Genomic DNA, 24,413 nt, shown 5'->3' on the forward strand with positions numbered 1-24,413 from the left:
CCCGTCACACGATGAGCAGTTCTACGAATTCGCCGACGCATCACACGTCCACGATCGGCGCCATCGGCGCGCCGAGCCGCCGCAACACCGAGCTGGCCCTGCTGGTCTTCGCCGTGGCCATCCCGGTGTTCGCCTACGCCAACGTGGGTCTGGCCATCAGCGGCCAGGTCCCGTCCGGCCTGCTCAGCTACGGGCTGGGCCTCGGGCTGCTGGCCGGCGTCGCCCATCTCGCCGTACGGAAGTTCGCGCCGTACGCCGACCCGCTGCTGCTGCCGCTGGCCACCCTGCTCAACGGGCTGGGGCTGGTCGCTATCTGGCGGCTGGACCAGTCGAAGCTGCTCCAGTCACTGCCGAACTTCGTCACGGCCGCGCCCCGCCAGCTGCTGTACACCGCGCTCGGCATCGCGCTGTTCGTCGTGGTGCTGATCTTCCTGAAGGACCACCGCGTCCTCCAGCGCTACACCTACATCTCCATGTTCAGCGCCCTGGTGTTGCTCATCCTGCCGCTGGTGCCGGGCCTCGGGGCCAACATCTACGGCGCGAAGATCTGGATCAACATCCCCGGTCTCGGCTCCCTCCAGCCCGGTGAGTTCGCCAAGATCGTCCTCGCCGTCTTCTTCGCCGGCTACCTGATGGTGAAGCGCGACGCCCTGGCCCTCGCCAGCCGCCGCTTCATGGGCCTGTACCTGCCGCGCGGCCGCGACCTCGGACCGATCCTGGTGGTCTGGGCGATCTCGATCCTCATCCTGGTCTTCGAGACGGACCTCGGCACCTCGCTGCTGTTCTTCGGAATGTTCGTCATCATGCTGTACGTCGCCACCGAGCGGACCAGCTGGATCGTCTTCGGTCTGCTGATGTCCGCGGTCGGCGCGGTCGGCGTGGCGAGCATCGAGCCGCACGTGAAGAGCCGTGTCCAGTCCTGGCTCGACCCGATGAGGGAGTACACCCTCAGCCGCCAGGGCGTGGGCGGCCACTCCGAGCAGCTCCAGCAGGCCCTGTGGGCCTTCGGCTCCGGCGGGACCCTCGGGTCCGGCTGGGGTCAGGGGCACTCGGACCTGATCCGGTTCGCCGCCAACTCCGACTTCGTCCTCGCCACCTTCGGTGAGGAGCTGGGCCTGGCCGGGATCATGGCGATCCTGCTGATCTACGGTCTGATCGTGGAGCGCGGTGTGCGCACCGCCCTCGCCGCCCGCGACCCGTTCGGCAAGCTGCTCGCCATCGGCCTGTCCGGCGCCTTCGCCCTTCAGGTCTTCGTGGTGGCCGGCGGTGTCATGGGTCTCATCCCGCTGACCGGTATGACCATGCCGTTCCTCGCGTACGGTGGTTCGTCCGTGCTGGCCAACTGGGCGCTGATCGGCATCCTGATCCGGATCAGCGACACCGCCCGCCGCCCGGCGCCCGCCCCCGCGAGCAGCCCCGACGCCGAGATGACCCAGGTGGTCCGCCCGTCATGAACAAGCCCCTGCGCCGCATCGCGATCTTCTGCGGCCTGCTCGTGCTGACCCTGCTGCTGCGGGACAACTACCTCCAGTACGTCAAGGCCGACAGCCTCAAGGACGACCCGAAGAACCGTCGTGTGACGATCGCCCGCTATGCCACCCCGCGCGGCGACATCATCGTCGGCGGCGATCCGATCACCGGGTCCACCGAGACCAGCAAGAGCGGTCTGAACGACCTGAAGTACAAGCGGACGTACAAGAACGGCCCCATGTGGGCGCCGGTCACCGGTTACGCCTCGCAGGCCTTCGGCGCCACGCAGCTGGAGTCCCTCGAGGACGGCATCCTCACCGGGAATGACGACCGGCTGTTCTTCCGCAAGACCCTGGACATGATCACCGGCAAGGAGCAGCAGGGCGGCAATGTCGTCACCACGCTCAACGCCGCCGCGCAGAAGGCCGCGTTCGACGGCCTGAAGAAGCAGGGCGGCAAGGGCGCGGTGGTCGCGCTGGAGCCGTCCACGGGCAAGATCCTGGCGCTGGCCTCCTACCCGTCGTACGACCCCTCGTCCTTCGCGGGCAACACCAACGACGACGCGGCGGCCTGGAAGAAGCTCCAGAAGAAATACAACCCCAACGACCCGATGCTGAACCGGGCGCTGCGCGAGACCTACCCGCCGGGCTCGACCTTCAAGGTGGTCACGGCCGCGGCGGCGCTGGAGAACGGCAAGTACACCTCGGCCGACGAGCGGACCGAGACGCCGCTGCCGTGGGTCATGCCGGGCACCCGGACGGAGCTGAAGAACGAGGGCAACATCCCGTGCGAGAACGCGACCATGCGGGTCGCGCTCCAGTACTCCTGCAACACCGTCTTCGGCAAGATCGGCTCCGACCTCGGCAACGACAAGATGCTGGAGGAGGCGAAGAAGTTCGGCTTCGACGCCGAGCAGTTCACCCCGGTCCGCGCCACCGCGTCGGTGTTCTCCGACGACATGAACCAGTCGCAGACCGCGCTGTCCTCCATCGGCCAGTACAACACCGCCGCCACCCCGCTGCAGATGGCGATGGTGGCCTCGGCGGTCGCCAACGACGGCAAGCTGATGAAGCCGTACATGGTCGACACGCTCCAGTCCTCCAACCTGGACGAGGTCGCCAAGACCGAGCCGGAGGAGCTGAGCCAGCCGCTGTCGCCGAAGAACGCGCAGATCCTCCAGGACATGATGCAGACGGTGGTCGAGAAGGGCACCGGCACGAACGCGCGGATCAACGGCGTCAAGGTCGGCGGCAAGACGGGTACCGCCCAGCACGGCGTGGAGAACAGCGAGAACCCGTACGCGTGGTTCATCTCCTACGCCAAGCTGCCCGACGGCAGTTCGCCGGTGGCGGTGGCCGTGGTGATCGAGGACGAGAGCGCCAACCGCGACGACATCTCCGGTGGCGGCCTGGCCGCGCCGATCGCGAGGAACGTCATGGAGGCGGTCGTCAACGCCAAGAAGTGACCGGCCCCGGCGGTGAGCGGCCCCTCAAGTGACGCCGCTCACACGTCTTTCACATAGTCGCACGTTGCGATACCGGTCCTGTATCGGGTTACGGGCTTGGCCAGGTCACACGGAGCGAGCCGGGTACGGTAGGCCCGGACGGCAGCGCCTCCGGCCGCGCACAGGGGCGCGGCCGAGACCGACGGAGAGGGCTGGTAGGTAGCTATGGAAGAGCCGCGTCGCCTCGGCGGCCGGTATGAGCTGGGCCAGGTGCTCGGCCGCGGTGGCATGGCCGAGGTCTACCTCGCGCACGACACCCGGCTCGGCCGCACCGTGGCGGTGAAGACGCTGCGCGCGGACCTCGCGCGCGACCCTTCCTTCCAGGCCCGGTTCCGCCGGGAGGCCCAGTCGGCCGCCTCGCTCAACCATCCCGCGATCGTGGCGGTCTACGACACGGGCGAGGACTACATCGACGGGGTCTCCATCCCGTACATCGTGATGGAGTACGTCGACGGCTCCACGCTGCGCGAGCTGCTGCACTCCGGCCGCAAGCTGCTGCCCGAGCGGGCGATGGAGATGACCATCGGCATCCTCCAGGGCCTGGAGTACGCGCACCGCAGCGGCATCGTCCACCGGGACATCAAGCCGGCCAACGTCATGCTGACCCGCAACGGCCAGGTCAAGGTGATGGACTTCGGCATCGCCCGTGCCATGGGTGACGCCGGCATGACCATGACCCAGACGGCCGCGGTCATCGGCACCGCCCAGTACCTCTCCCCGGAGCAGGCCAAGGGCGAGCAGGTCGACGCCCGCTCGGACCTGTACTCGACCGGCTGCCTCCTGTACGAACTGCTGACGGTACGGCCGCCGTTCGTGGGCGACTCCCCGGTGGCCGTGGCCTACCAGCACGTGCGCGAGGAGCCCCAGCCGCCGTCGGTCTTCGACCCCGAGATCACGCCCGAGATGGACGCGATCGTCCTCAAGGCGCTGGTCAAGGACCCGAACTACCGCTACCAGTCGGCCGACGAGATGCGCGCCGACATCGAGGCGTGCCTGGACGGCCAGCCGGTCGCGGCCACCGCCGCGCTGGGCGCGGTGGGCTACGGCGGCTACCCCGAGGAGCAGGCGACGACCGCGCTGCGCGCGGACGCGGGCGCGACCACCGTGCTGCCGCCGATGAACCCCGACGACGGCGGTTACGGCTACGACGACCGGCCGGACCGCCGCCGCCAGCAGAAGAAGAAGTCCAGCACCGGCACGGTCCTGCTGGTGATCGCGGGCCTGCTGGTGCTGGTCGGCGCGATCCTGATCGGCATGTACACGTTCGGCCCCAAGAACACGGACGACGGCAAGGTGTCCGTGCCGGCGTTCGTGGGCCAGCCGCAGAAGACGGCCGAGAAGATGGCCGCCAACGTCGACCTCAAGGTCTCGATCAGCAAGAAGGAGTGCGAGGACCAGGCCACCGGCAATGTGTGCTCGCAGGACCCGCAGCAGGGCGAGAAGGTCGAGAAGAACAGCACGGTCAACCTGGTGATCTCCACGGGCGCGCCCAAGGTCCAGGTGCCGGACGTGCGCGGGGCCCAGTTCGACCAGGCGGAGACCCAGCTCAAGGAGAAGGGCTTCGAGGTCGACAAGAAGCTGGAGGTCTCGGACCGCACGCCGGGTGTCGTCATCACCCAGGACCCGGAGCCGGGTGTCAACAAGGAGAAGGGCACCACGATCACCCTCACGGTCGCCAAGCCGGAGGAGAAGGTCGCGGTTCCCGATGTCACCGGCAAGTCCTGTGACGAGGCCAAGGCCACGCTCCAGGCCCAGGGTCTGGTGCCGAGCTGCACCGAGACCCCGGTCACCGATCCCGCCCAGGACGGCAAGGCGCAGAACACCAACCCGGCGGCGGGCCAGCAGGTCGTCAAGAACACCAATGTGGTGGTCAACGTCGGCAAGGCCCAGCAGCAGCAGTCGTCGATGCCGGGTGTCGTCGGCCGGCGGGTGAACGAGGCCCGGCAGATGCTCCAGCAGGCCGGCTTCAACAACATCCAGTTCGCGCCCGGCAGCTCCGACGACGGCAACGCGATCGTCACCCAGCAGGACCCGCAGCCCAACAGCCAGGCCGACCCGAACGGCACCACGGTCACGCTGACCACGGTCGCGTTCGGCCGCGGCCGCGACAACGGCGACAACGACGACGGCGACAACGGGACGGACTTCTTCGGCGGCTGGGGCAACTGACGCCCCCGCCTCCGCGTGGCCCCGCCGGGACCTCCCGGCGGGGCCACGCGCCGTTCCGGGCCGGTGTCAGCGCAGTTCCGCCGGCGGGGTGCGCTCGCTGTCGACCTTCTCCACGCGGGCCAGTTCGCCCCAGACCACGTAGCGGTGGCGGGAGGTGTAGACGGGGGTGCAGGTCGTCAGGGTGATGTAGTGGCCGGGCTGCTTCCGGCCGGATCCGCCGGGGACCGGGGAGAGGACCCCGACGTTGTACTTCGAGGTCTCGGGGAGGATCGAGTAGACCTTGTAGACGTACCACTCGTCCCGGGTCTCGAAGACGATCGGGTCGCCCTTCTCCAGCTTGTCGATGTTGTGGAACTTCGCGCCGTGGCCGTCCCGGTGGGCGGCGAGGGTGAAGTTGCCGGTCTTGCCGGAGGTGGGCAGCGTCGCCTTCTCCGGCTTCGTGTAGTAGCCGGCCACGCCGTCGTTGAGGACGTCCGCGCCGGTGCCCTTCTCGACCAGCACCTCGCCGTTGCGCATGGCCGGCACGTGCAGGAAGCCGATGCCGTCACCGGTGTCGAGCGCGCCCGGGCCCGTGTCCTTCTGCCGCGCCCAGTGCTCGCGCACCTTGTCGGCCTTCTGGCCCGCCTTGCGGTCCGCTATCACGTTCGTCCACCACAGCGAGTAGGCGACGAACAGGCCGAGCAGTACGCCCGCCGTGATGAGGAGTTCACCGAAGACGCTGACCGCCAGGGCGATCCGTCCGGGGCGCCGACGGCGCGGGGCCGGGCCGGGTCCGGGCGCGTCCGTGGTCTCTTCGGTCTCGTCGGCGGTCGCTGCCACAGTTTTTCTGCCTCTACTCGGTGAGCCCTATTCGATGAGCGCGTCCGGCTTGCCCTCGGCGCGCGGGCGTTCCTGGACCATCTTGCCCCAGACGATCAGCCGGTACTTGCTGGTGAACTCCGGTGTGCACGTGGTGAGGGTGATGTAGCGGCCGGGGCGGGTGAAGCCGGAGCCCGGCGGGACGGGGTCCAGCACGCTGATGTTGGACGGCGAGGTCACCGGGAGCGAGGAGGTGACCTCGTACACGAAGTAGGTGTCCTGGGTCTCGACCACGAGCGCGTCGCCCGGGGTGAGCCGGTTGACGTACCGGAAGGGCTCGCCGTGCGTGTTGCGGTGCGCCGCGAGACCGAAGTTGCCGGTCTTGTCCTGGGGCATCGCCGTCTTCAGCGGGGCCTCGCCGTAGTGCCCGACCATGCCCTTGTCGAGCACCCGCTTGTTGCTGATCCCCTCCGCGATGGGGGCGACCACGTCCAGCTTGGGGATGTGCAGGATGGCGAAGCCCTGGCCCGGTTCGAAGACGCCCGGGCTGCGCCTGCCGCTGGCCCAGTCGTCCTGGAGCCGGTGCGTGGCGCTGCCTGCCTGGGCGTGCGCGCGGACGTTGGTCCACCACAGCTGGTAGGTGACGAACAGCAGCATCAGCACGCCGGTGGTGATGAACAGCTCGCCGACGGCCCGGCTGGCCAGGGTCGCCGGGCTGGGTTTGCGCAGCCGGGCCTGGCGCCGGGCCTCCACCCGGGTCAGGGGGCGCTGCGGGTCTCGTTCGGCGGGGGGCGCCGTCGTCGTCCGGGGCCCCGCACCGGACCGGCGCCCGCCACGCCGCTTGGCGGCCTTCCTGCGGGCCGCACGGCCGCCCGGTGCGGCGGGAGCGGCGACGGGGGCGGAGGAGCCCGCAGAGACGCCCACGGACTCGCCCGCCCGGCCCGGCACCACCCGCAGCGCCATCGTCTCGTCGTCGGCGGGCGGCAGCGGGGCCGTCGGGGGCCCGTCCGTGACCCGGGGCAGCGGAGCCGTCAGAGGCTCCCCGGCCACCCGGGGCGGACGGGCGGGCGCGGGCTCCCCGGTCGCCCGGGGCAGCCGTGCCGTCGGGGGCCCGTCCATGATTCGGGGCATCGGTGCGGTCACGGGGTCCTCGGCCGCCCTGGCACCCGGCGCCGTCCGGGGCTCTCCGGCCGCCCGGGGCGGACGGGCGGGCGCGGGCTCACCGGTCGCCCGGGGGAGTGGAGCCGTCCGTGCGTCGTGCGTCAGCGGGGGCAAGGGGGCCGTCGGCGGGTCGGTGGGGCGGCCGGGCGGGTGCGGTCGCGCACCGGCGGAGGGCTCGTACGGGCTCCCGCCGCCGTACACGTCCTCGCGCTCGGGGCGCAGCGCGGTCACGCCGTGGCCCTGCCCACCACCGGGGCGAGCCCCGCCGACCGTGCCACGGCCTCGGGGTCACCGCACTCCGCGAGCCAGTTGGCCAGCATCCGGTGACCGTGCTCGGTCAGCACCGACTCGGGGTGGAACTGCACGCCCTCGACGCGGTGCTCCCGGTGCCGCAGGCCCATGATGATGCCGTCCTGGGTGCGGGCGGTCACCTCCAGCTCGGCCGGGACCGTGGCCGGTTCGGCGGCCAGGGAGTGGTAGCGGGTCGCCGTGAAGGGGCTGGGCAGCCCGGCGAAGACGCCCTTGCCCTCGTGCTCGACCGGCGAGGTCTTGCCGTGCAGCAGCTCGGGCGCCCGGTCGACCACGCCGCCGTACGCCACCTGCATCGACTGCATGCCGAGGCACACCCCGAAGACCGGCACGCCGGTGGCCGCGCAGTGCCGGACCATGTCCACGCACACGCCCGCCTCCTCGGGCGTCCCGGGCCCGGGGGAGAGCAGCACGCCGTCGAAGCCTCCCTCACGGACGTGGGAGGTCGTCGCCTCGTCGTTGCGCAGCACCTCGCACTCGGCGCCCAGCTGGTACAGGTACTGCACGAGGTTGAAGACGAAGCTGTCGTAGTTGTCGACGACGAGAATCCGCGCACTCACTGGTTGTCCACCGTCACATCGTTGAAGGGCAGCAGTGGCTCGGCCCATGGGAAGACGTACTGGAAGAGGACGTAGACCACGGCCAGGATCAGTACGAGCGAGATGAGTGCCTTCACCCACGCGTTCCCCGGCAGATGCCGCCAGATCCAGCCGTACATGCCGTCCCTTCCGTATCCCCTACGGCACCAGACCCACGCCGTACGTCACCAGACTAGCGGCGCAGGGCCTCCGGTCGGCCGGTGTCCACAGGCTGGGTGGCATCGAGATGCGCCCATACGATCAGCCGGTGGCTGTGGCCCCACTCCGGGTCGCACGTCGTCAGGGTCAGATAGCGGCCGGGGCGGGTGTACCCCGGCTCGCGCGGCACGGGATCGATCACCGCGACGTCCGTCGGCACGGTGCGGTACGGCCCTTTGTCGATCCGGTACGTGTACCAGGTGGTCCCGTCGGTCAGCACCACGGCGTCGCCGGGGCGCAGTCGCGGGAAGTCCTTGAAGGGGTCGCCGTGGGTGCGCCGGTGGCCGGCGACCGCGAAGTTGCCGGTCTCCCCCAGCCGGGCGGTGCCCGCGTAGTGGCCGAGGCCCTTCTTCAGGGTGCCGGTGCCGGTGCCCTGGAGGACCGGCTTGTGCCAGGCGGCGCCGAGGCGCGGGACGTACATGATGGCGAAGGGCTCGCCGGGCTCGTAGGCCTTCGGCGGCGCCGCCTCCGCCACGGGACGCGCCCGGCCGCCCGCCGCCGACCACTCGGCGTGCAGCCGGTCGATCTGGTCGTTCATCGCGCCCTCGGCCCTGACGCCGGTCCAGAACAGGACGTAGCCGACGAAGAGCACGATCAGGGTGCCTGCGGTGATGCACAGTTCGCTGAGGCTTCTGACGATCGCGCGCACCGGCGGCTCCCGGACGGACGGCTACCCCACTGGCTTCGCGTGGTGCAGGTCCACTGTGCCGGAGTAGCCGGGAAGAGTCACCGTGCCGTCGTCGGTGACTTTCCAGCCGAGGCCGTAGACGTTGACGTAGACCATGTAGGTCTGGATCGCCTTGCTGTCCGCGAGGGCCTGCTTGAGCCGGTCCGGGTCGCCGACCGCCGTGATCTTGTACGGGGGCGAGTAGACGCGGCCCTGGAGGATCAGGGTGTTGCCGACGCAGCGCACCGCGCTGGTGGAGATCAGCCGCTGGTCCATGACCTTGATGCCCTTGGCGCCGCCCTGCCACAGCGCGTTCACCACGGCCTGGAGGTCCTGCTGGTGGATGACCAGGTAGTCGGGCTGCGGCTCGGGGTAGCCGGGGAGCTTGGCGGTGGCGTCGGGCGGGGCGTCGTTCAGGGTGACGGTGACGGCCTTGCCGGTCAGCTCGTGGGTGCCCGCGCTTCTCTCCAGCCCGCTGAGCTTCTCGTCCTCGGCCCTGGTGCTGCCGTCGTCGCTCTCGGCCAGCGACTCCACGCTGTCGCGCAGGGCGGCGTTGGACTCGTCCAGCCCCTTGTTCTTGCGGCTGCGCTCCTGGATCAGGTCGGACAGCTTCAGCAGGGAGGCGTCCTGGCGGATGTCGGTGCCCTTGGCCGTGTCGAAGCTGGTGAAGAAGATCAGACCGGCGAGGGCGAAGACGGCCGCCGTGAGGATCCGCACCGGGCGGAGGCGCGGCCTGCGGGCGGGGCCGGAGCCCGTTGCCCCCGTCCCGGGGGAGTCGGCAGAATTGCTCAACGTACCCTTATCTCCTTCGGCGCCACGGAAGCACTACGCTAACGGACGTCCGGGGGAGCACACAGAGTCGTCATGTTGGCCCCTTGTACGCTGCCCCGAGCCCGACCCAGTTCCCTGCGCGGCCACGCAGCGCATCGACAGGAGAGACCCTCGTGCCGAAGTCACGTATCCGCAAGAAGGCCGACTTCACGCCGCCGCCGGCGAAGCAGGCGCAGGCCATCAGGCTGACCAACCGGGCCTGGGTCGCACCGGTCATGCTGGCCATGTTCCTGATCGGCCTGGCCTGGATCGTCGTCTTCTATGTGACGGACGGCTCGCTGCCCGTCGACAGCCTGGACAACTGGAACATCGTGGTCGGCTTCGGCTTCATCGCCGCCGGCTTCGGTGTCTCCACGCAGTGGAAGTAGCCCCGCCCACAGCTCTGCCCAGGGTTATCCACTGAGTTATCCACAGCCGTTGTCCACAGTGGGGAAAAAGAACGACGATCTGTGGATAACCTGCCGGGTGTTGACGCCGGTGTGACCGGTCCGACATCACTCAGACACCCGTTCGCCCCCTGTCCTACCTGCGGAAACACATCCGAGCGACAGGGGGCACAGCTGTGCCCGCACGGTATGCACAAGATCGGGCACAAGCTGTGGACAACGGTTCGGGGACAGCGTGTTCCCCAGCCCGGTCAGGTGAGCTGGGCGGTCCTGATCAACGCGAGCGCCAGGGCCAGCGCCAGGACCACGGCACAGGTGCCGTACTGCACCAGCGCCCGCCGCTCGCGCGGGGCGTGCACCATCGCGTAGCCGGTGACGACACCGGCGACGAGCCCGCCGATGTGCGCCTGCCAGGCGATGTGCAGGGCCCCGTTGAAGGTGAAGATCAGGTTGATCACCAGGAGCGCGATGACCGGCCGCATGTCGTAGTCGAGCCGGCGCATCAGCACGGCGGTGGCGCCGAAGAGGCCGTACAGCGCGCCCGAGGCGCCGAGCGAGGCGGCCGTCGGAGCGGTGAGCAGGTAGGTCAGCGCGCCGCCGGCCAGCCCGGAGACGAAGTACACCGCCAGGTAGCGGGCCCGGCCGAGGGCCGCCTCCAGCGGGCCGCCGACCCACCACAGGCTGAGCATGTTGAAGCCGATGTGCCAGTACGCCTCGTGCGCGAACATCGACGACACGAAGCGGTACCACTCACCACCGGCCACGCCCGTCGTCGGCGTGGCCGGCTTCTCCGGCCAGCCGCCGAAGAGCAGGACGTCGTACAGGAACGACGGATCGGCCTTGATCACGACGAACATCGCGAGGTTGATCCCGATCAGGATCTTGGTGAGCAGCCGGGGGTCCGCCGTGACCGTGCCGCCGGCGAGCGTGCGCGGCCGGGACGCCTGCGGGGCGGGGCCCCCGCCGGTGCCGCCGCGGACGCAGTCCGGGCACTGGAAGCCGACCGAGGCGCTGACCATGCAGTCGGGGCAGATGGGGCGTTCACAGCGGGTGCAGCGCACGCCGGTCTCGCGATCCGGGTGCCGGTAGCACCCGGGCGCGCTGTGGGCGTCCTGCGCGCTCCCTGCGGCCTGCTCCATCAGATCCCCTTGCTCGTCGTGTCCGTGCCTGACGGCACTATCCTGCCCTCTTCATCCTTACGGACGAGCGCCGTCTCCGGTTCCCCGCGCGAGCGGCCGGGGGCGGGCGCCGTTCACTCCTCGCGGGCCTCGATCAGCACCGTGCGGAGGACGACGTCGGCCAGCGGCCGGTCGTTGCGTCCGGTCGGCACGCGCGCGATGGCGTCCACGACCTTGCGGCCGGCCGGGGTGCTGACCTCGCCGAAGATGGTGCGCTTGCCGTTCAGCCAGGTGCTCGGGGTGACGGTGATGAAGAACTGCGAGCCGTTGGTGCCCGGGCCGGCGCTGGCCATCGCCATCAGGTACGGCCTGTCGAAGGCCAGGTCGGGATGGCACTCGTCCTCGAAGCCGTAGCCGGGGCCGCCGAGGCCGTTGCCCAGGGGGTCGCCGCCCTGGATCATGAAGCCGCCCATCACCGCGTGGAAGACCGTGCCGTCGTAGAGCGGGTCACTGCCGCGCACGCCGGTGCCGGGATGGGTCCACTCGCGCTCGCCGCGCGCCAGTTCCACGAAGTTTCTGACCGTGACGGGGGCGTGCGACGGAAAGAGCCGGATCTCGATGTCACCGAGGGTGGTCTTCAGGGTGGCGTAGAGCTGCTCGGCCACGGTCCGCCTTCCGTCGTCGTTCCGCCGCGGTGCTCCGATCCTTCCACGCTCCCGCCCGCCCGACGCCCGGCCGCCGCCTCCCGGATCGCTCCGGGGAGGGCGATCGGCACCCATATGCCCGCCCGCGCGTGCCGCACCGGCCTCCTGAAGGCATGATCCGTAAAAGGGTGGAAAGTCGAAATACCGTACGCCACCGAGGAGGAGGAACCCGTGACCCGCATTGACAGCGTGCGCGCCGCGACCGGCTCGGCGAAGGACAGCGTGCTGCACGCCGCGGAAGTGGTGGCGCCTTACGCCGACACGGCCAAGGAGCGTGCCGCGTACTACGCGCAGGAGGCACGCGTACGGCTGGCGCCCGTGGTGTCGCAGGCCGCGGAGCAGGCCCGCGTGCAGTACGACGCCCGGCTCGCCCCCCGCCTGGAGCAGGCGCTCACCCATGTGCCGCCGAAGGTCGACCTCGCCGCCCAGGAGGCCGCCCTGCGTGCCCGCAAGGCGGCCCGGCAGGCCGCCCTGTACTCGCGTCCGAAGATCGAGCAGGCGGTGGCCGCGACCGCGCCCGTGCGCGACGAGGCCGCCGCGCGCGGTGCCGCCGCGGTGGCCGCGCTGCGCGGACAGGTCTCGGCCGAGGACATCCAGAAGCTGGTCCGGCGCCAGGAGCGGCGGTCCCGGACCGGCCGGACGGTGAAGATCTGCGCGGTGCTGACCGTCCTGGCGGGTGGCGCCTTCGCGGCCTGGAAGTGGTGGGACAAGCAGGCCAACCCCGACTGGCTGGTCGAGCCGCCCGCCCCGACCGAGGTCCCCGCCGACTCGCCCCGGCTCGCCTCCGTGGACGGCACCGAGCCCGGCGAGCTCGACCCCGAGGTGCGGGCCAAGCAGGCCGACCAGGAAGCGGCCGACGAGGACGACGAGCCCTGAGCCCCGCCCGCCCCGAAGGAGCCTCCGCCCAAGCGGCGGGGGCTCCCCCGTGTCACCGGCCGGTCCGGCTCGGCCGCGCGTAGCGGCTTTCGGGGCGCGGCAGGCGCAGGTGGCCCCGCAGGGTCGTCGCGTCGTACGCCGTCCGGAACACCCCGCGCCGCTGGAGTTCCGGCACCAGGCCGCGGGTGATCTCCAGCAGGTCGTGCGGGAGCGTGCCGGGGCGCAGCCGGAAGCCGTCCAGCCCGGCCTCGCGCCAGTCCAGCAGCAGGTCGGCCAGTTCTCCGGGGGTGCCGGTGAACACCTCGGCGTCGGAGCCGAGTTCCGCGCCGTCCAGGTCGTCCAGGCGGGCCTTGCGGCGGGCGGCGGCGCCCGGCTCGGCGTCCAGGAAGACCAGGACCTCCGCGAACCGCAGCAGCGGCCGGGCGCGGGTGTCCCGGCCGGTGCGCCGCACGGCCGCGTCCACCTGGGCGAGGACCGCCGCCGCCCCGGCCCGGTCGTGCGGGGTGACCCACACGGCGTCGGCGGCGCGCGCCGCGAACTCGTACGGCACGCTCGCGTGCGCCAGGCTCATCACCGGTGGCTGTCCCTGCGGCGGGCGCGGGGTGATCGCGGGGCCGCGGACGCTGAAGTGCTCGCCCACGAAGTCGATGTGGTGGACCTTGTCGCGGTCGATGAAGCGGCCGGTGGCGGCGTCGCGGATCTCGGCGTCGTCCTCCCAGCTGTCCCACAGCCGCCGGGCGGCCTCCACCGCGTCGGCGGCCTCGTCGAACAGGGGGCTCAGCCGCCGGCCGATCCGCTCCGGGTCGCGCACGTCCTCGTCGGTCAGCCGCGGGGTCGTACGGCGGCCGAAGTGGGCGGCGTCGGCGGCGCGCGAGGCGATCTGCGGACGCAGGCCGGCCCGGCCGGTGCTCGCGTAGTCGAGGGTGGCGATGCCGGTGGAGACGTGGAACGGCTCGGTGTGGGTGACGTTCGCGGTCGGGACCAGCCCGATGTGCGTGGTCAGCGGCGCCACCCGGGCCGCCAGCAGCACCGCGTCCAGGCTGCCGCGGACCTGGTCGACGCGGTCGTCGGGCCGGTGGAAGGCGGCCGACTGCACGCCGAGCGCGTCCTCGAAGGTGACGAAGTCCAGCAGGCCGCGCTCGGCCTCGGTGACCAGGTCCGCCCAGTAGTCCGCGCCGAACAGCTCGGCGGGACGGGCGTCCTCGGCGCGCCAGGCCGCCGGGTGCCAGCCCGCGGCGTCCAGGGCGACGGCGAGGTGCAGCGGGAGCGCGGTCACGGGGTCTCCTTCGGTACGGGGGTGCGCTCGGGGCCGGGCGGCAGGCCCAGGTGGTCGCGCAGGGTCGGGCCGGTGTAGTCGCGCCGGTGGACGCCCTTCTCCTGGAGCAGCGGCACCACCCGGTCCACGAAGTCGTCCAGGCCGCCGGGGGTCAGGTGGGGGACGAGGACGAAGCCGTCGGCGCCGTCGGTCTGGACGAAGTGGTCCATGGCGTCGGCGACGGTGCGCGGGGAGCCGACGAAGGTCTGCCCGCCGGAGACCTCGATGACCAGTTCGCGGATGCTCAGTCCGCGTTCCTCGGCGAGGGCCCGCCAATTGCGGGCGATCTCGGCGCGGTCGCGGCGGAAGAGCGAGTGGCCCTTGAGCATCTGCGCGTCGGGTTCGGGGTCGGTGTCCGGCAGCGGCCCGTCGGGGTCGTAGCCGGACAGGTCGCGGCCCCAGACGGCCTCCAGGTGGGCGATCGCGGTCTGCGGGCTCACCTGGGCGCGGGTGATCTCGTCGGCGTAGGCGGCGGCCTCGGCGTCGCTGTCGGCCACCACCACGGTGGCCGTCGGCAGGATCTTCAGCCGGTCCGGGGTGCGGCCGTACCGGGCCAGCCGGGACTTGACGTCCCGGTAGAAGGCGCGGGCCTGGTCGAGCCGGTTGTACTTGCTGAAGACGACGTCGGCCTCGGCGGCGGCGAACTCCCGGCCCGCCGGCGAGTCGCCCGCCTGGATGATCACCGGGTGGCCCTGGGGCGGGCGCGGGGTGGTGAAGCGGCCGGAGATGGCGAAGTGCTCGCCGTGGTGGGCGAAGCGGCCGGCGCCGGGCCGGACGAACGCGCCGGCCGCCGCGTCGGCGCGCACGTCCCCCTCGGCCCAGCTGTCCCACAGCTCGCGCGCGGTGGCGAGGAACTCCGCCGCGCGCGCGTACCGGTCGCCCTCGGCGAGGAAGCCGCCCCGCCGGAAGTTCTCGCCGGTGAAGGCGTCGAAGCTGGTGACCACGTTCCAGGCGGCGCGGCCACCGCTGAGGTGGTCCAGGGTGGCCAGCCGCCGCGCCACCTCGTAGGGCTCGTTGAAGGTGGCGTTGACGGTGGCGGCCAGCCCCAGCCGGGTGGTGACCGCGGCCAGGGCGCTGAGCTGGGTGAGGTTCTCCGGGCGGCCCACCACGTCCAGGTCGTACAGGTGCCCCTTGTGCTCGCGCAGCCTGAGGCCCTCCGCCAGGAAGAAGAAGTCGAACCGGCCGCGTTCGGCGGTCCGCGCGAGGTGGCGGAAGGACTCGAAGGCGATCTGGCTGCGCGAGCGCGGGTCCGCCCAGACGGTCACGTTGTGGATGCCGGGCAGCTGGGCGGCGAGGTGCACCTGCTTGCGGCCGGTGGTCTCGGGGCCGCTCATTCGGCGGGGAGCACGGCCGCGGGGGCCGGGGAGACGTAGCGCACGGTGTTCTCGAAGGCGATGCCGTGGCTCTTGACGTCGATGGCGACGCGGTCGCCGTCGGCGATCCGGAACCCGTCGTGGAAGCTGGCCTCGTCGGCGCCCAGCAGCACGTAGTTGACCAGGCCGGGGCGGCGCACCGCCGGGAAGGAGAACAGGTGCTCGGCCATGTCCCGGATCCGGAAGTACAGCGCGTCGCCGCCGCAGTCGAAGCTGCCCTCCCAGGCCGTCGCGCCGTCCCGGACGATGGTGACGCGGCCGGTCGCCGAGCGCGGCGGCGCCCCGAGGAACAGCCACGGCGCGAGCGCGGTGTCGCACAGCTTGCAGTACGGGTTGTAGCCGGGGTCCTTGCGGTGCAGGCCGATGTCGCACAGGTCGTTGCCGAAGGTGTAGCCGGCGTAGTGCGGGGTGCCGTCGGCGTCGTTGACGTAGACGAGCGCGACCTCCGGCTCCTCGATGAGGGCGACGGGGCGGGCGGGCACGGTCAGGTCCTCGCCGGGCAGCCGGGCCCAGTCGCCGAAGCCCTTGAAGAACCACTTGGGCGGCGTGAACTCGCCGTCCTCCGGCTGGCTCTGCCCGTTCCACTTCTTCTTGTGGGTGCCCATGAAGCCGCTCAGCAGCGCGGCGCCGGACGCCTCGGGCAGCAGCGGCACCCGCGGGCGCACCGCGGGGTCGCCGGCCGGGACGACGACCGTCTCGGCGCCCTCGGTGACGGCGGCCCGCACGGCGTCGGCGGAGCCGTCGGTGCCGAGGAACGCGGCGGCCAGGGCGCCCTCGGCCACCCGGTACAGGGTCTGCGGCTCGCCCGGCTCGGACAGGCCGAAGGTGACGTGGCGGCGGCCTTCGTAGACCACCTCGGTGAGGACGGGCGGCAGGGACGAGGACATGGGAAGCCTCCAGGGTGTGGTCAGGGTCGGGGGCCGGTCAGGTCGGCCAGGGCGTCGCCGAGGTGGTCCAGGGCCTCCCGGATCCACGGCAGGGCGAGGGGGTCGGGAGCGGTCAGCGCGGTGGCGCGCCGCTCGTCGGTGTCGCCGTACAGGCGGCTGGTGGCGGCCCGGATGCGCAGGGCGCCGTCCGGTTCGCCGAAGGCGCTCGCCGGCAGCACGCCGACGCCGTGCCGCTCGACGAGGAACCGGACCAGGCCGGCGCCGTCGGTGATGCCGTGCGCGGCGGTGAGGCGGGCGCGCAGCGGCTCGAAGTCCGGGTAGAGGTAGCAGGTCGCGGTGACCGGGGCGAGGTGGGCACCGGCCCCGGTGAAGCGGGCCGCCGCCGCGCGGGCCACGGTGGCGTGCAGCCGGCGGCTCGCCGCGATCCGCTCGGTGATCTCCGGGGGCTCGGCGAAGGCGTAGGCCGCGGCGGACTGCACCGGGGCGGGCGGGCTGGACCAGAGCTGGCTGGCCACGGAGAGCAGCGTGGTGCGCAGCTCGCGCCCGGCGGGGCTGTCGGGCAGCCGGGCCACGCCGGTGCGCCAGCCGCCGACCGCGAGGTTCTTGGTCAGGCCGGTGGTGACGACGGTGCGCTCGGGGGCGTAGGCCGCCGGGGAGACGGCGGGCCGGGCCGGGTCGTGGACCAGGTCGCCGTAGATCTCGTCGGAGATCACGAACAGGTCCAGGTCCCGGGCGACCGCGGCCAGGCGGCGTACGGTCGCGGCCGGGGCGACGGTGCCGGTCGGGTTGTCCGGCACCGTCACCACCACCGCGCGCGGGTTCCGGCCGGCGGCGCGCGCGGCGAGCACCGTCTCGCGCAGCCGGGCGGGGTCCGGGACACCGCCCTGGCCGGGCAGGATCGGCACCGGCAGCGGCTGCCCGCCGACCAGCCGGACCTGTGCCGCGTAGCTGACCCAGCCCGGCACGGGCACCACCGCGTCGCCGCCGGCCGCGAGGAGCAGCGCGTACAGCAGCGCCTTGCTGCCCGGCCCGGCCACCACCAGCTCGGGGTCGGTGGCCAGGCCGCGGCGGCGCCAGTAACCGGCGGCGGCCTCACGCAGCGCGGACGAGCCGGCCACCGGGCCGTAGGCGTTCTCCCCGGCCGCCTCGGCCAGCCGCGCCCGCAGCTCCGGCAGCACGGGCAGCCCGATCTCCCCACTGGTCATCGCCAGCACCCGCTGTCCCGCCCGCCGCCGCGCCTCCAACGCGGCATCGGCGGCGAGGGTGGCGGACATCGGGACGACGGCGGCACGGCGGGGGGCGGCCGGGTCCGGGGCGGCTTGCGGAGCCGGGGCCGGGCCCGGCTGCGGCACCGGGCTCGGGACCGACCGCGCTTCCGGAGCCGCGACCGACGGGGGCACCGGGGCCGGGGCCGACTGCAGCACCGGGGCAGCTTGCGGAGCGGGGCGCGGGCCCGGCTCCGTGACCGCATACGCGGCCGTCGGCTCAACCGGCTCCGTGGCCGTCGGCGAAGCCATGTGCGGACCCGGCTGTGAAGCCGGTCGCGACGTCCCCTGCGGGGCCGGGAGCCGGGCCGCCTGGGATGCCACGGGCTCGGCCTGCGGCGCCGGACGCGGGTCCGTCTGCGCAGGCGGCTGCGAGACCTCCTGCGGGACGGGGCGCGGACCCGGCTCCGTGACCGCATTCGCGGCCGTCGGCTCAACCGGTCGCGCGGTCGTCGGCGGAGGCGTGTGCGGGGTGGGGGGCATGTCGGTCACCCCGTTCCGTAGCGGGCGCGGAGTTCGGCCTTGCGGATCTTGCCGGTCAGGGTCTTGGGGAGGGCGGGGAGCAGTTCGACGCGGTCCGGCAGGAACCGTTCGTCGTGCCCGGACCCGCTGACCCGGTCGCGGATCTCGGCCAGGGTCGGGGACTCGCCGGGACGGGGGACCACGACCGCGCAGATGACCGGGGTGCCGTCGGCGGTGGCGGGCGGCAGGCCGACCAGCGCGGCCTCCACGGCCTTGGGGTGGCTGCCGATGACCGCCTCCAGCTCGGTCATGGGGGCCACCTGCCCGTCCCGGACGATGGCGTCCCGGGCCCGGCCGACGATGCGGATGCCACCGCGCCCGTCGTCCCGCGCCAGGTCGCCCGTGTCGAACCAGCCGTCCGCGTCGAACTCGGCGGCGAAGACCTCCTCGCGCCGGTAGTAGCCGAGGGCGAGGGAGGCGCCGCGCACCTTGAGCCGGCCCGTGCCGTCGGCGCCGGGCGACTCGATGCGGAAGCGCATGGCGTCGATGGGGCTGCCGTTGCTGTACGCGGCCCAGTCCTCGGGGTCGGCGGGCCGGGTCATCGTGACGGGGCCGTTCTCGGACATGCCCCACAGCGAGTACGTCCGGGCGCCCAGCGCCGCGTGCACCTCGTCGGCCAGCTCCTTCAGCACCGGCGCGGAGCCGATGACGACGTGCCGCAGGGTGCCGGTGTCCCGCTTCTCCACGCGCTGGGAGGCGGCCACGTCGGCGAGCGTGGCCGGCGGCCCGTACAGCAGCGTGGCGCCGTAGCGCTCCACCAGGTCCAGCAGCGCCTCGTTCTTGCGGACGTCCTGGAAGGCGACGGTGCCGCCGAGCATGACGCCCCCGAGGACGCCCTGCGCGAAGCCGGAGTAGTGCACCAGCGGGGTGGACACCGCCGCCACCCAGTCCTCGTCGGACCGGAACGCGTCGACGTAGCCGCGCACGGCCGAGTGGACGGTGTTCTGGCTGTGCAGCACGCCCTTGGACTCGCCGGTGGTGCCGGAGGTGAACAGCACCACGAACGGCTCGTCGGGCCCGAGGGCCAGCCCCTCCAGCCGTTCCACGGCGCCGGGCTCCTCCTCGCGGGGCACGGCCACGAAGTGCTCGTGGAAGGACATCGCGCCCTCGGGCACCGGGCCGTCCACCACCGCCACATGGGCGAGCGCGGGCAGCTCGGCCCGCAGCCCGGTGACGATCTTCGCCAGCGGGGTGCCCGACCACTCGGGGAGCGTGATCGCCACCCGGGCCTCGGTCAGCCCGAGCCGGTGGCGCAGCTCGCCCTCGGGGCAGACGGGCGAGATCGGGCAGATGACGGCGCCGACGCGCATGCACGCGAACATCAGCGGCACCATCTCCCACCGGTTGGGCAGCTGGACGGCGACGACGTCGCCGCGGCGCACCCCGAGCCGGAGCAGGGCGAGCGCGAACCGGTCGGTGAGCCGGGCCAGTTCGGCGTAGTCCAGGGTGTCGGTGCGGGACTCGGCCACGCGCCGGCCGGCGATGGCCAGCCGGTGCGGGCGCTCGCGGGCCTGGCGGCGCAGGTCGTCCAGGAAGGTCTCCGTGCGCCACCAGCCGCGCCGCAGGTACTCGGCGGCGTCCTCGGGCGTGACGGCCGGGCGCCGGGTCTCGGCCGGGGCGGTCATCGCAGCAGCTCCCCGCGGCGGGTGGCGAGCAGCTCGGGCAGCGGGTCGCCCGCCCGGCCGGCCGCGATCTCCAGCAGGGCCCGGGTGTTCTCCCGTACCCGGTCGCCGATCCAGTCGAAGACCCACGCCTTGCGGGCGTCGGCGGCCAGCTCGAAGGGGACGACCCGGGTGACGGCCAGGGCGGCGGCGCCGGCCCCGCCGATGTTGGCGATGACTCCGGGCACCAGCGTGGCACCGGCCGCCCGGGCCTTCTCCCGGGCCTCGGCGTCGGAGGCGATGTTGGCGCCCTCGACGACCAGGGCGGTCCGCAGCCGGTGGACGTTCTCGGCGTTCAGCGCGTGCTTCTGGGCGGCGAGGACGAGCACGTCGGCGTCGATGTCGAGCCAGGCGTCCGGCTCGGCGGAGGTGGTGACGTGCTGCGGCAGCCGGGTGCGGTCGATCCGGCCGAACTCGTCGGTGATGGCGACGAGTTCGTCCACCGGCAGCCGGTCGGCGCTGATCGTGCCCTGGACGTCGGCGACGGCCACGACGACATGGCCGCGCTCTTCCAGGAACCGGGCGACCGCGCGGCCCACGGCACCGAAGCCCTGCACCACGACGCGGGCGGCCTCGCCCCGGCCGCCGGCCTCCAGCGCGGTCAGCGCGGCGACGCCGACGCCGTGCCCGGTGACGTCGATGAGCGGCTCGTAGTAGGTGCGCCAGTCGATGGGCATGTCCGGGGCGCCCGGCCGGTAGCGCGGGTCGTAGCCGGCCTCGGCGAAGAACACGGCCCGGTCGGCGGGGGTGACGCCCATGTCGATGCCGAGGTGGATGCCGCCGTGCAGCAGCGGCTTGACGGTGCGGCCGAAGGTGCGGAAGGTCTCCTCGCGGTCGCCGCCGGCGGAGACGATGCCGCCCTTGGCGCCGCCGATGCGCAGGCCCGCCAGGGTGAACTTGTCGGTCATGTCGCGGGCCAGGCCGCGCACTTCCTCCTCGGTGACGTGCGGGGTCATCCGCACGCCGCCCATGGCCAGGCCGTCGACGAGGGAGTCGACGACCACCCAGCCCTTGATCTCGCCGCCGCTGCCGTTCAGGTGGGTGACGAACGCGGGCTCCTGGCTGTCTTCCGTGAAACTCATGGCAACTGCCAACTCCTCGATGCGTGGGCGGGACTACTGGTAGAGCTGGGTGAAGCCGCGCAGGATCTCCCGGCCGTCGTTGCGGAACTCCAGGTGGGCCTGGGAGCCGTAGACGCGTCCGTCGTCGGAGCGCAGGAACTCCACGGGCGCGTGCTCGGAGCGGCCGATGGAGCGGTAGCCGGCCGGGGCCTGCCGGAGGTACAGGGTGTGCCGGTGGAACACCGTCACGCTCGGCTTGACGTAGGTGAACAGCGGTTCTTCCGTGTCGACCTGGACCTCGTAGCCGCCGACCCGCTGCGGGCCCTCGGCGAGCGTGCCGCCGGCCGCGACGGCGAGGATCTGCATGCCGCCGCAGATGCCGAAGACGGGCACGTCGCTGGTCATGACCAGGTCGATGAGCGGCTTGTAGTGCTCCTGGTCGTAGGCCCGTACCTTCGTGCCGCTCAGCACGATCGCCTGGTAGCGGCCGTCGAGCCGGGCGGGGACGGACACCGCGTCGACCGCGTCGGTGGCCGAGCCCAGCTCCTCGAAGCGGCGGCGCAGCTGGGGCAGGGACAGGGTTCCGTTGTTGACGACCAGGACACGGGGCTGCGCCACGTGCGTCCTCCTCACGTTCGCGTGATGACGGTGCCGGTGCGGGCGGCGAGCAGGTCGGAGACCGGCGCGCTGCCGATGACGACCCGGTCCACCCCGCGTTCCAGGGCCTCGCCGGCCGCCCGCAGCTTCTTGCGCATGCCGCCGGTGGCGCCCTTGTCGCGGAACGCGGCGGCGGCCTCGGCGCCGATCTCGCGCACCGGCTCGCCGTCGATCAGCAGATGGCTGACGTCGGTGACGAGCACCAGGTCGGGCGCGCCGACGGCCCCGGCGAGGGCGGCGGCGGCCCGGTCGGCGTCGGTGTTCACCTCGCGGCCCTCGGGGTTGCGGGCCAGCGGGGTGACGAGCCGGGCCCGGCCGGGCTCCAGATCCTTCAGCTGGGCCGGGTCGGCGTCCGTGACCGGGCCGACCAGGTTCTCCAGCTCGACCAGCTGCTTGTCCCGCCACCACCAGCGCTCGGCCCGGCCCGCGGCGAGCAGTCCGTCGCTGCCGAGGAGCCGTTCGGCGTCCAGGCCGCGCTCGCGCAGCCGCTGGAGCACCTCCTCGCCGAGCCGGGCGCTGACGGTCTTGATGTCCTCGATGACCTCGGGCGTGGTCCAGCGGCTCTGGTTGCCGTACCGGTCGCGCAGGATCGCGGACGGCTCGCGGTAGCGGGCGCTGAGCTTCTTCAGCGGCTTGGACCAGCCGTGCACCAGGACCAGCGGGCGCTCGTGGCCCAGCCGGGCCAGGTCGTCCCACCAGGTCCCGTCGAGGTCGTCGACCGCGCTGCCGCCGAGCTTGACGACGGCCGGGGCGGCCTGGGCGTTCACGGGCTGCTGTGCGGTGCTCATGCGGGCATCACCGGGTGCATCGTCAGGCCCGTCTCCTCGGGCAGTCCGAACCGGAGGTTGACCGCCTGGACGGCCTGTCCGGCCGCGCCCTTGACCAGGTTGTCCAGCGCGGCGAGGACGACGATCCGGCCGGCCTCCTCGTCGTACATGGCCGTCACGTCGCAGTAGTTGGAGCCGAGGACGGCCTGCGGGTCGGGCACCGGGATCAGGGTCTCGGTGTGCCGCCGCACCCGTACGAACCGGTGCTCCTTGTAGAAGCGCAGGTACGCCCGTTGCAGCGTGCGCTGGTCGATCTCGCCGTCGGTGAAGACGTAGCTGCTGGTGAGCAGCCCGCGCACGTGCGAGACGCCGTACGCCGACATGCTCAGCGAGCCGACCGAGCCGGGCTTGCTCCGCTCCAGGAAGTCGCTGACCTCGGCGGCGTGCCGGTGCCCGGTGGGCGCGTACGGGGCGATGGCGCCGTTGCGGAAGGGGTGCAGGTCGGCGGTGCGCAGGTGCAGCCCGCCGCCGCTGGAGCCGCTCTTGCCGTCCACCACCACGGTCTTCAGGTCCAGGCCGAGGCCAAGGGTGAGCGGGGCCAGGCCCAGGGTGATGGCGGTGGCGTAGCAGCCCGGCAGCGAGATCAGTGCCGCGCCGGCCAGCTGGTCGCCGATCAGCTCGGGTACGCCGTAGACGAACCGGTCGGCCAGGTCGGTGCGGCGGTCGACCTTCGGGTACCAGCGGGCGTGCCGCTCGGGGGTGCGGATGCGGAAGGCGCCGCTGAGGTCGACGACGGCCGGGACCCGGTCGGCGAACCGTGCGGCCAGCTCGGCGGAGACCGGGGCGGGCGTGGCCAGCAGCAGCACGTCGACCTGGTCGGCGACGTCGTCGGTGACCGGCCGCACGGTCAGGCCGGTGTCGATGCGCAGGCCGGGGTGGAGTTCGGCGGGGCGCTTGCCGATGTTGGAGGAGCCGCCGAGGAAGGTCAGCTCCAGGTCGGGGTGCTGGGTGATCAGTCGGATGAGATCGCCGCCGGCCAGCCCGGAGGCACCGACGACTCCTGCGCGGATCATGCGAGCAGCTCCTGCACGTAGCGGGCGATGGCCGAGGGGACGTCCGCGCCGGTGGCCGTGGCCACGGCCCGGAAGCCGGGGGCGTGGTTGACCTCGTTGACGACGTAGCCGTCGTCGGTGCGGAACAGGTCGATGCCGTAGATGCCGGGCCCCAGCTCCGCCGACACCGCGTCGGTGATCTTCACGATGTCGGGGTCGTGGGCGAGGGCGCGGCTGTCGTTGCCGAGGGCGGCGTTGTTGCGCCAGTCGGTGCCGCCGCTGGCGAACTCGGCGGCGCCGACCAGCTCGCCCCCGGCGACCAGGCAGCGCACCGAGGTGCCGCCGCCGATGTACGGCTCCACCAGGCAGGCCTGCTCGAAGGCGTGGCCGAGGTCCTCGACGTAGTCGTAGACGGACTGGGCGGTGTCGGTGTGCCGGATCAGGGTGACCCGCTTGCCCATGCCGCCGAAGACCGGCTTGAGGACGACGGGGGTCTCCAGCTCGGCCAGGGCCTGGGTGAAGTCCTTGCGGGACAGCACCAGCCGGAAGTCCGGCACCGGGACGCCCGCGGCGCGCAGTACGGTGCGCAGCGCCGCCTTGTTCTCGCAGGCGTGGATCGCCCGGGCGGTGTTGACGGTGCGGGCCCCGGCGGCCTCGGCGAGGCTCGCGACGAGGCCGCCGCGGGTGTAGCTGCGGCTGCGGACGAGCAGGACGTCGTAGTCCCGCACGGAGGGGGCGGCCGGATCGCCGAGGCACAGGGACTCGTCGTTGACCCAGTCGACCGTGAGCCCGAAGGCCCCGGCCCGCTGGATCAGTTCGCGTTCCTCCCAGGCGATCCGGTCGGCGACGACGGCGACCTTGCTGCCCATCACTGGCCCCAGTCGCGCAGCTGGACCTCGACCGTCTCCAGGGTCAGCCGCCCGTCGGAGACGTCCTCGACCCGCAGCGTGAGCATGCACTCGGGGCAGGACAGGGTCTCGCCCTGGACGACCGGCGGCACGGTCAGGTCGGTCTCGCACTCGGGGCAGGCGCCGGAGAGGGTGGCGGTGGTCATGGTGGACTC

The 24,413-nt window shown here is 72.6% G+C and carries 24 protein-coding genes; 5 read left to right on the top strand and 19 right to left on the bottom strand.

Going from position 1 to position 24,413, the window contains the following annotated elements; genetic code table 11:
* Positions 1-11: 11 nt before the first annotated feature.
* The 3 genes from ACSURM_RS18290 (at position 12) to pknB (ending at position 5,143) form a co-directional block, all read left to right on the top strand.
* Entirely contained in the window at positions 12-1,454 is a 1,443-nt protein-coding gene (locus ACSURM_RS18290; RefSeq protein WP_436956352.1) for an FtsW/RodA/SpoVE family cell cycle protein, read from the top strand.
* Positions 1,451-2,935 (top strand): peptidoglycan D,D-transpeptidase FtsI family protein, encoded by a 1,485-nt coding sequence (locus tag ACSURM_RS18295; RefSeq protein ID WP_436956354.1) that lies wholly within the window; start codon positions 1,451-1,453, stop codon positions 2,933-2,935. The genes ACSURM_RS18290 and ACSURM_RS18295 overlap by 4 nt, the downstream gene beginning before the upstream one ends.
* 204 nt (positions 2,936-3,139) lie before the next feature.
* Positions 3,140-5,143 carry a Stk1 family PASTA domain-containing Ser/Thr kinase gene (gene pknB, locus ACSURM_RS18300; RefSeq protein ID WP_436956355.1) on the top strand — a complete coding sequence of 668 codons (2,004 nt, stop codon included), beginning with the start codon at positions 3,140-3,142 and terminating at the stop codon, positions 5,141-5,143.
* A gap of 66 nt (positions 5,144-5,209) precedes the next feature.
* On the opposite strand, the gene ACSURM_RS18305 is transcribed toward pknB, so the two are convergent.
* From ACSURM_RS18305 to ACSURM_RS18330, 6 genes are read right to left on the bottom strand one after another with little or no spacing between them, the layout of a single operon-like run.
* Positions 5,210-5,962: a class E sortase gene (locus tag ACSURM_RS18305; RefSeq protein ID WP_436956356.1), complete on the bottom strand. Its 753-nt coding sequence runs from the start codon at positions 5,960-5,962 to the stop codon at positions 5,210-5,212.
* A gap of 27 nt (positions 5,963-5,989) precedes the next feature.
* Complete coding sequence (locus ACSURM_RS18310) at positions 5,990-7,333, bottom strand: class E sortase (RefSeq protein WP_436956358.1); 1,344 nt, start codon at positions 7,331-7,333, stop codon at positions 5,990-5,992.
* A complete protein-coding gene (locus ACSURM_RS18315) occupies positions 7,330-7,971 on the bottom strand; it encodes an aminodeoxychorismate/anthranilate synthase component II (protein WP_436956359.1) in 642 nt (213 codons plus the stop codon). Before ACSURM_RS18315 ends, ACSURM_RS18310 begins: the two co-directional genes overlap by 4 nt.
* On the bottom strand, positions 7,968-8,129 hold the full coding sequence (locus tag ACSURM_RS18320; RefSeq protein WP_030609287.1) for a hypothetical protein: 162 nt from the start codon (positions 8,127-8,129) through the stop codon (positions 7,968-7,970). The genes ACSURM_RS18315 and ACSURM_RS18320 overlap by 4 nt, the downstream gene beginning before the upstream one ends.
* 53 nt (positions 8,130-8,182) lie before the next feature.
* Positions 8,183-8,857 carry a class E sortase gene (locus ACSURM_RS18325; protein ID WP_436956360.1) on the bottom strand — a complete coding sequence of 225 codons (675 nt, stop codon included), beginning with the start codon at positions 8,855-8,857 and terminating at the stop codon, positions 8,183-8,185.
* 21 nt (positions 8,858-8,878) lie between these two features.
* Positions 8,879-9,667, bottom strand: coding sequence for a DUF881 domain-containing protein (locus tag ACSURM_RS18330; RefSeq protein WP_436956362.1), 789 nt, complete (start codon positions 9,665-9,667; stop codon positions 8,879-8,881).
* 152 nt (positions 9,668-9,819) lie between these two features.
* On the opposite strand from ACSURM_RS18330, the gene crgA reads away from it, so the two are divergent.
* On the top strand, positions 9,820-10,074 hold the full coding sequence (gene crgA / locus ACSURM_RS18335; RefSeq protein WP_030609281.1) for a cell division protein CrgA: 255 nt from the start codon (positions 9,820-9,822) through the stop codon (positions 10,072-10,074).
* 269 nt (positions 10,075-10,343) lie between these two features.
* On the opposite strand, the gene ACSURM_RS18340 is transcribed toward crgA, so the two are convergent.
* Both ACSURM_RS18340 and ACSURM_RS18345 read right to left on the bottom strand, forming a co-directional pair.
* On the bottom strand, positions 10,344-11,231 hold the full coding sequence (locus ACSURM_RS18340) for a rhomboid family intramembrane serine protease (protein WP_359041218.1): 888 nt from the start codon (positions 11,229-11,231) through the stop codon (positions 10,344-10,346).
* 113 nt (positions 11,232-11,344) lie between these two features.
* A complete protein-coding gene (locus ACSURM_RS18345; protein ID WP_436956364.1) occupies positions 11,345-11,875 on the bottom strand; it encodes a peptidylprolyl isomerase in 531 nt (176 codons plus the stop codon).
* 210 nt (positions 11,876-12,085) lie between these two features.
* Between ACSURM_RS18345 and ACSURM_RS18350 the strand changes: the two genes are divergently transcribed.
* Positions 12,086-12,790 (top strand): DUF5324 family protein, encoded by a 705-nt coding sequence (locus tag ACSURM_RS18350; protein WP_436956366.1) that lies wholly within the window; start codon positions 12,086-12,088, stop codon positions 12,788-12,790.
* A gap of 52 nt (positions 12,791-12,842) precedes the next feature.
* Here the strand turns inward: ACSURM_RS18350 and ACSURM_RS18355 are convergent, their stop codons facing one another.
* The 11 genes from ACSURM_RS18355 to ACSURM_RS18405 form a co-directional block, all read right to left on the bottom strand.
* Positions 12,843-14,066 carry an LLM class flavin-dependent oxidoreductase gene (locus ACSURM_RS18355; RefSeq protein ID WP_436956367.1) on the bottom strand — a complete coding sequence of 408 codons (1,224 nt, stop codon included), beginning with the start codon at positions 14,064-14,066 and terminating at the stop codon, positions 12,843-12,845.
* Positions 14,063-15,439, bottom strand: coding sequence for an NtaA/DmoA family FMN-dependent monooxygenase (locus ACSURM_RS18360; protein WP_436956369.1), 1,377 nt, complete (start codon positions 15,437-15,439; stop codon positions 14,063-14,065). The genes ACSURM_RS18355 and ACSURM_RS18360 overlap by 4 nt, the downstream gene beginning before the upstream one ends.
* Complete coding sequence (locus ACSURM_RS18365; protein ID WP_436956371.1) at positions 15,436-16,365, bottom strand: fumarylacetoacetate (FAA) hydrolase; 930 nt, start codon at positions 16,363-16,365, stop codon at positions 15,436-15,438. Before ACSURM_RS18365 ends, ACSURM_RS18360 begins: the two co-directional genes overlap by 4 nt.
* 20 nt (positions 16,366-16,385) lie before the next feature.
* A complete protein-coding gene (locus ACSURM_RS18370) occupies positions 16,386-17,639 on the bottom strand; it encodes a pyridoxal phosphate-dependent aminotransferase (RefSeq protein ID WP_436956373.1) in 1,254 nt (417 codons plus the stop codon).
* A gap of 479 nt (positions 17,640-18,118) precedes the next feature.
* On the bottom strand, positions 18,119-19,777 hold the full coding sequence (locus ACSURM_RS18375) for an AMP-binding protein (protein ID WP_436956375.1): 1,659 nt from the start codon (positions 19,775-19,777) through the stop codon (positions 18,119-18,121).
* Entirely contained in the window at positions 19,774-20,895 is a 1,122-nt protein-coding gene (locus ACSURM_RS18380; protein WP_436956377.1) for a Glu/Leu/Phe/Val dehydrogenase dimerization domain-containing protein, read from the bottom strand. The genes ACSURM_RS18375 and ACSURM_RS18380 overlap by 4 nt, the downstream gene beginning before the upstream one ends.
* Positions 20,896-20,928: 33 nt before the next feature.
* A complete protein-coding gene (locus ACSURM_RS18385) occupies positions 20,929-21,492 on the bottom strand; it encodes a type 1 glutamine amidotransferase (RefSeq protein WP_436956378.1) in 564 nt (187 codons plus the stop codon).
* A gap of 11 nt (positions 21,493-21,503) precedes the next feature.
* Positions 21,504-22,319, bottom strand: coding sequence for an amino acid kinase family protein (locus tag ACSURM_RS18390; protein ID WP_436956380.1), 816 nt, complete (start codon positions 22,317-22,319; stop codon positions 21,504-21,506).
* Complete coding sequence (gene argC / locus ACSURM_RS18395) at positions 22,316-23,371, bottom strand: N-acetyl-gamma-glutamyl-phosphate reductase (protein WP_436956382.1); 1,056 nt, start codon at positions 23,369-23,371, stop codon at positions 22,316-22,318. The genes ACSURM_RS18390 and argC overlap by 4 nt, the downstream gene beginning before the upstream one ends.
* On the bottom strand, positions 23,368-24,219 hold the full coding sequence (locus ACSURM_RS18400; protein WP_436956383.1) for an ATP-grasp domain-containing protein: 852 nt from the start codon (positions 24,217-24,219) through the stop codon (positions 23,368-23,370). Before ACSURM_RS18400 ends, argC begins: the two co-directional genes overlap by 4 nt.
* On the bottom strand, positions 24,219-24,404 hold the full coding sequence (locus ACSURM_RS18405; protein ID WP_030620554.1) for a hypothetical protein: 186 nt from the start codon (positions 24,402-24,404) through the stop codon (positions 24,219-24,221). The genes ACSURM_RS18400 and ACSURM_RS18405 overlap by 1 nt, the downstream gene beginning before the upstream one ends.
* Positions 24,405-24,413: the final 9 nt, after the last annotated feature.

It is taken from the genome of Streptomyces sp. SudanB182_2057, from assembly GCF_964272715.1.
GTDB lineage: Bacteria > Actinomycetota > Actinomycetes > Streptomycetales > Streptomycetaceae > Streptomyces > Streptomyces rubradiris.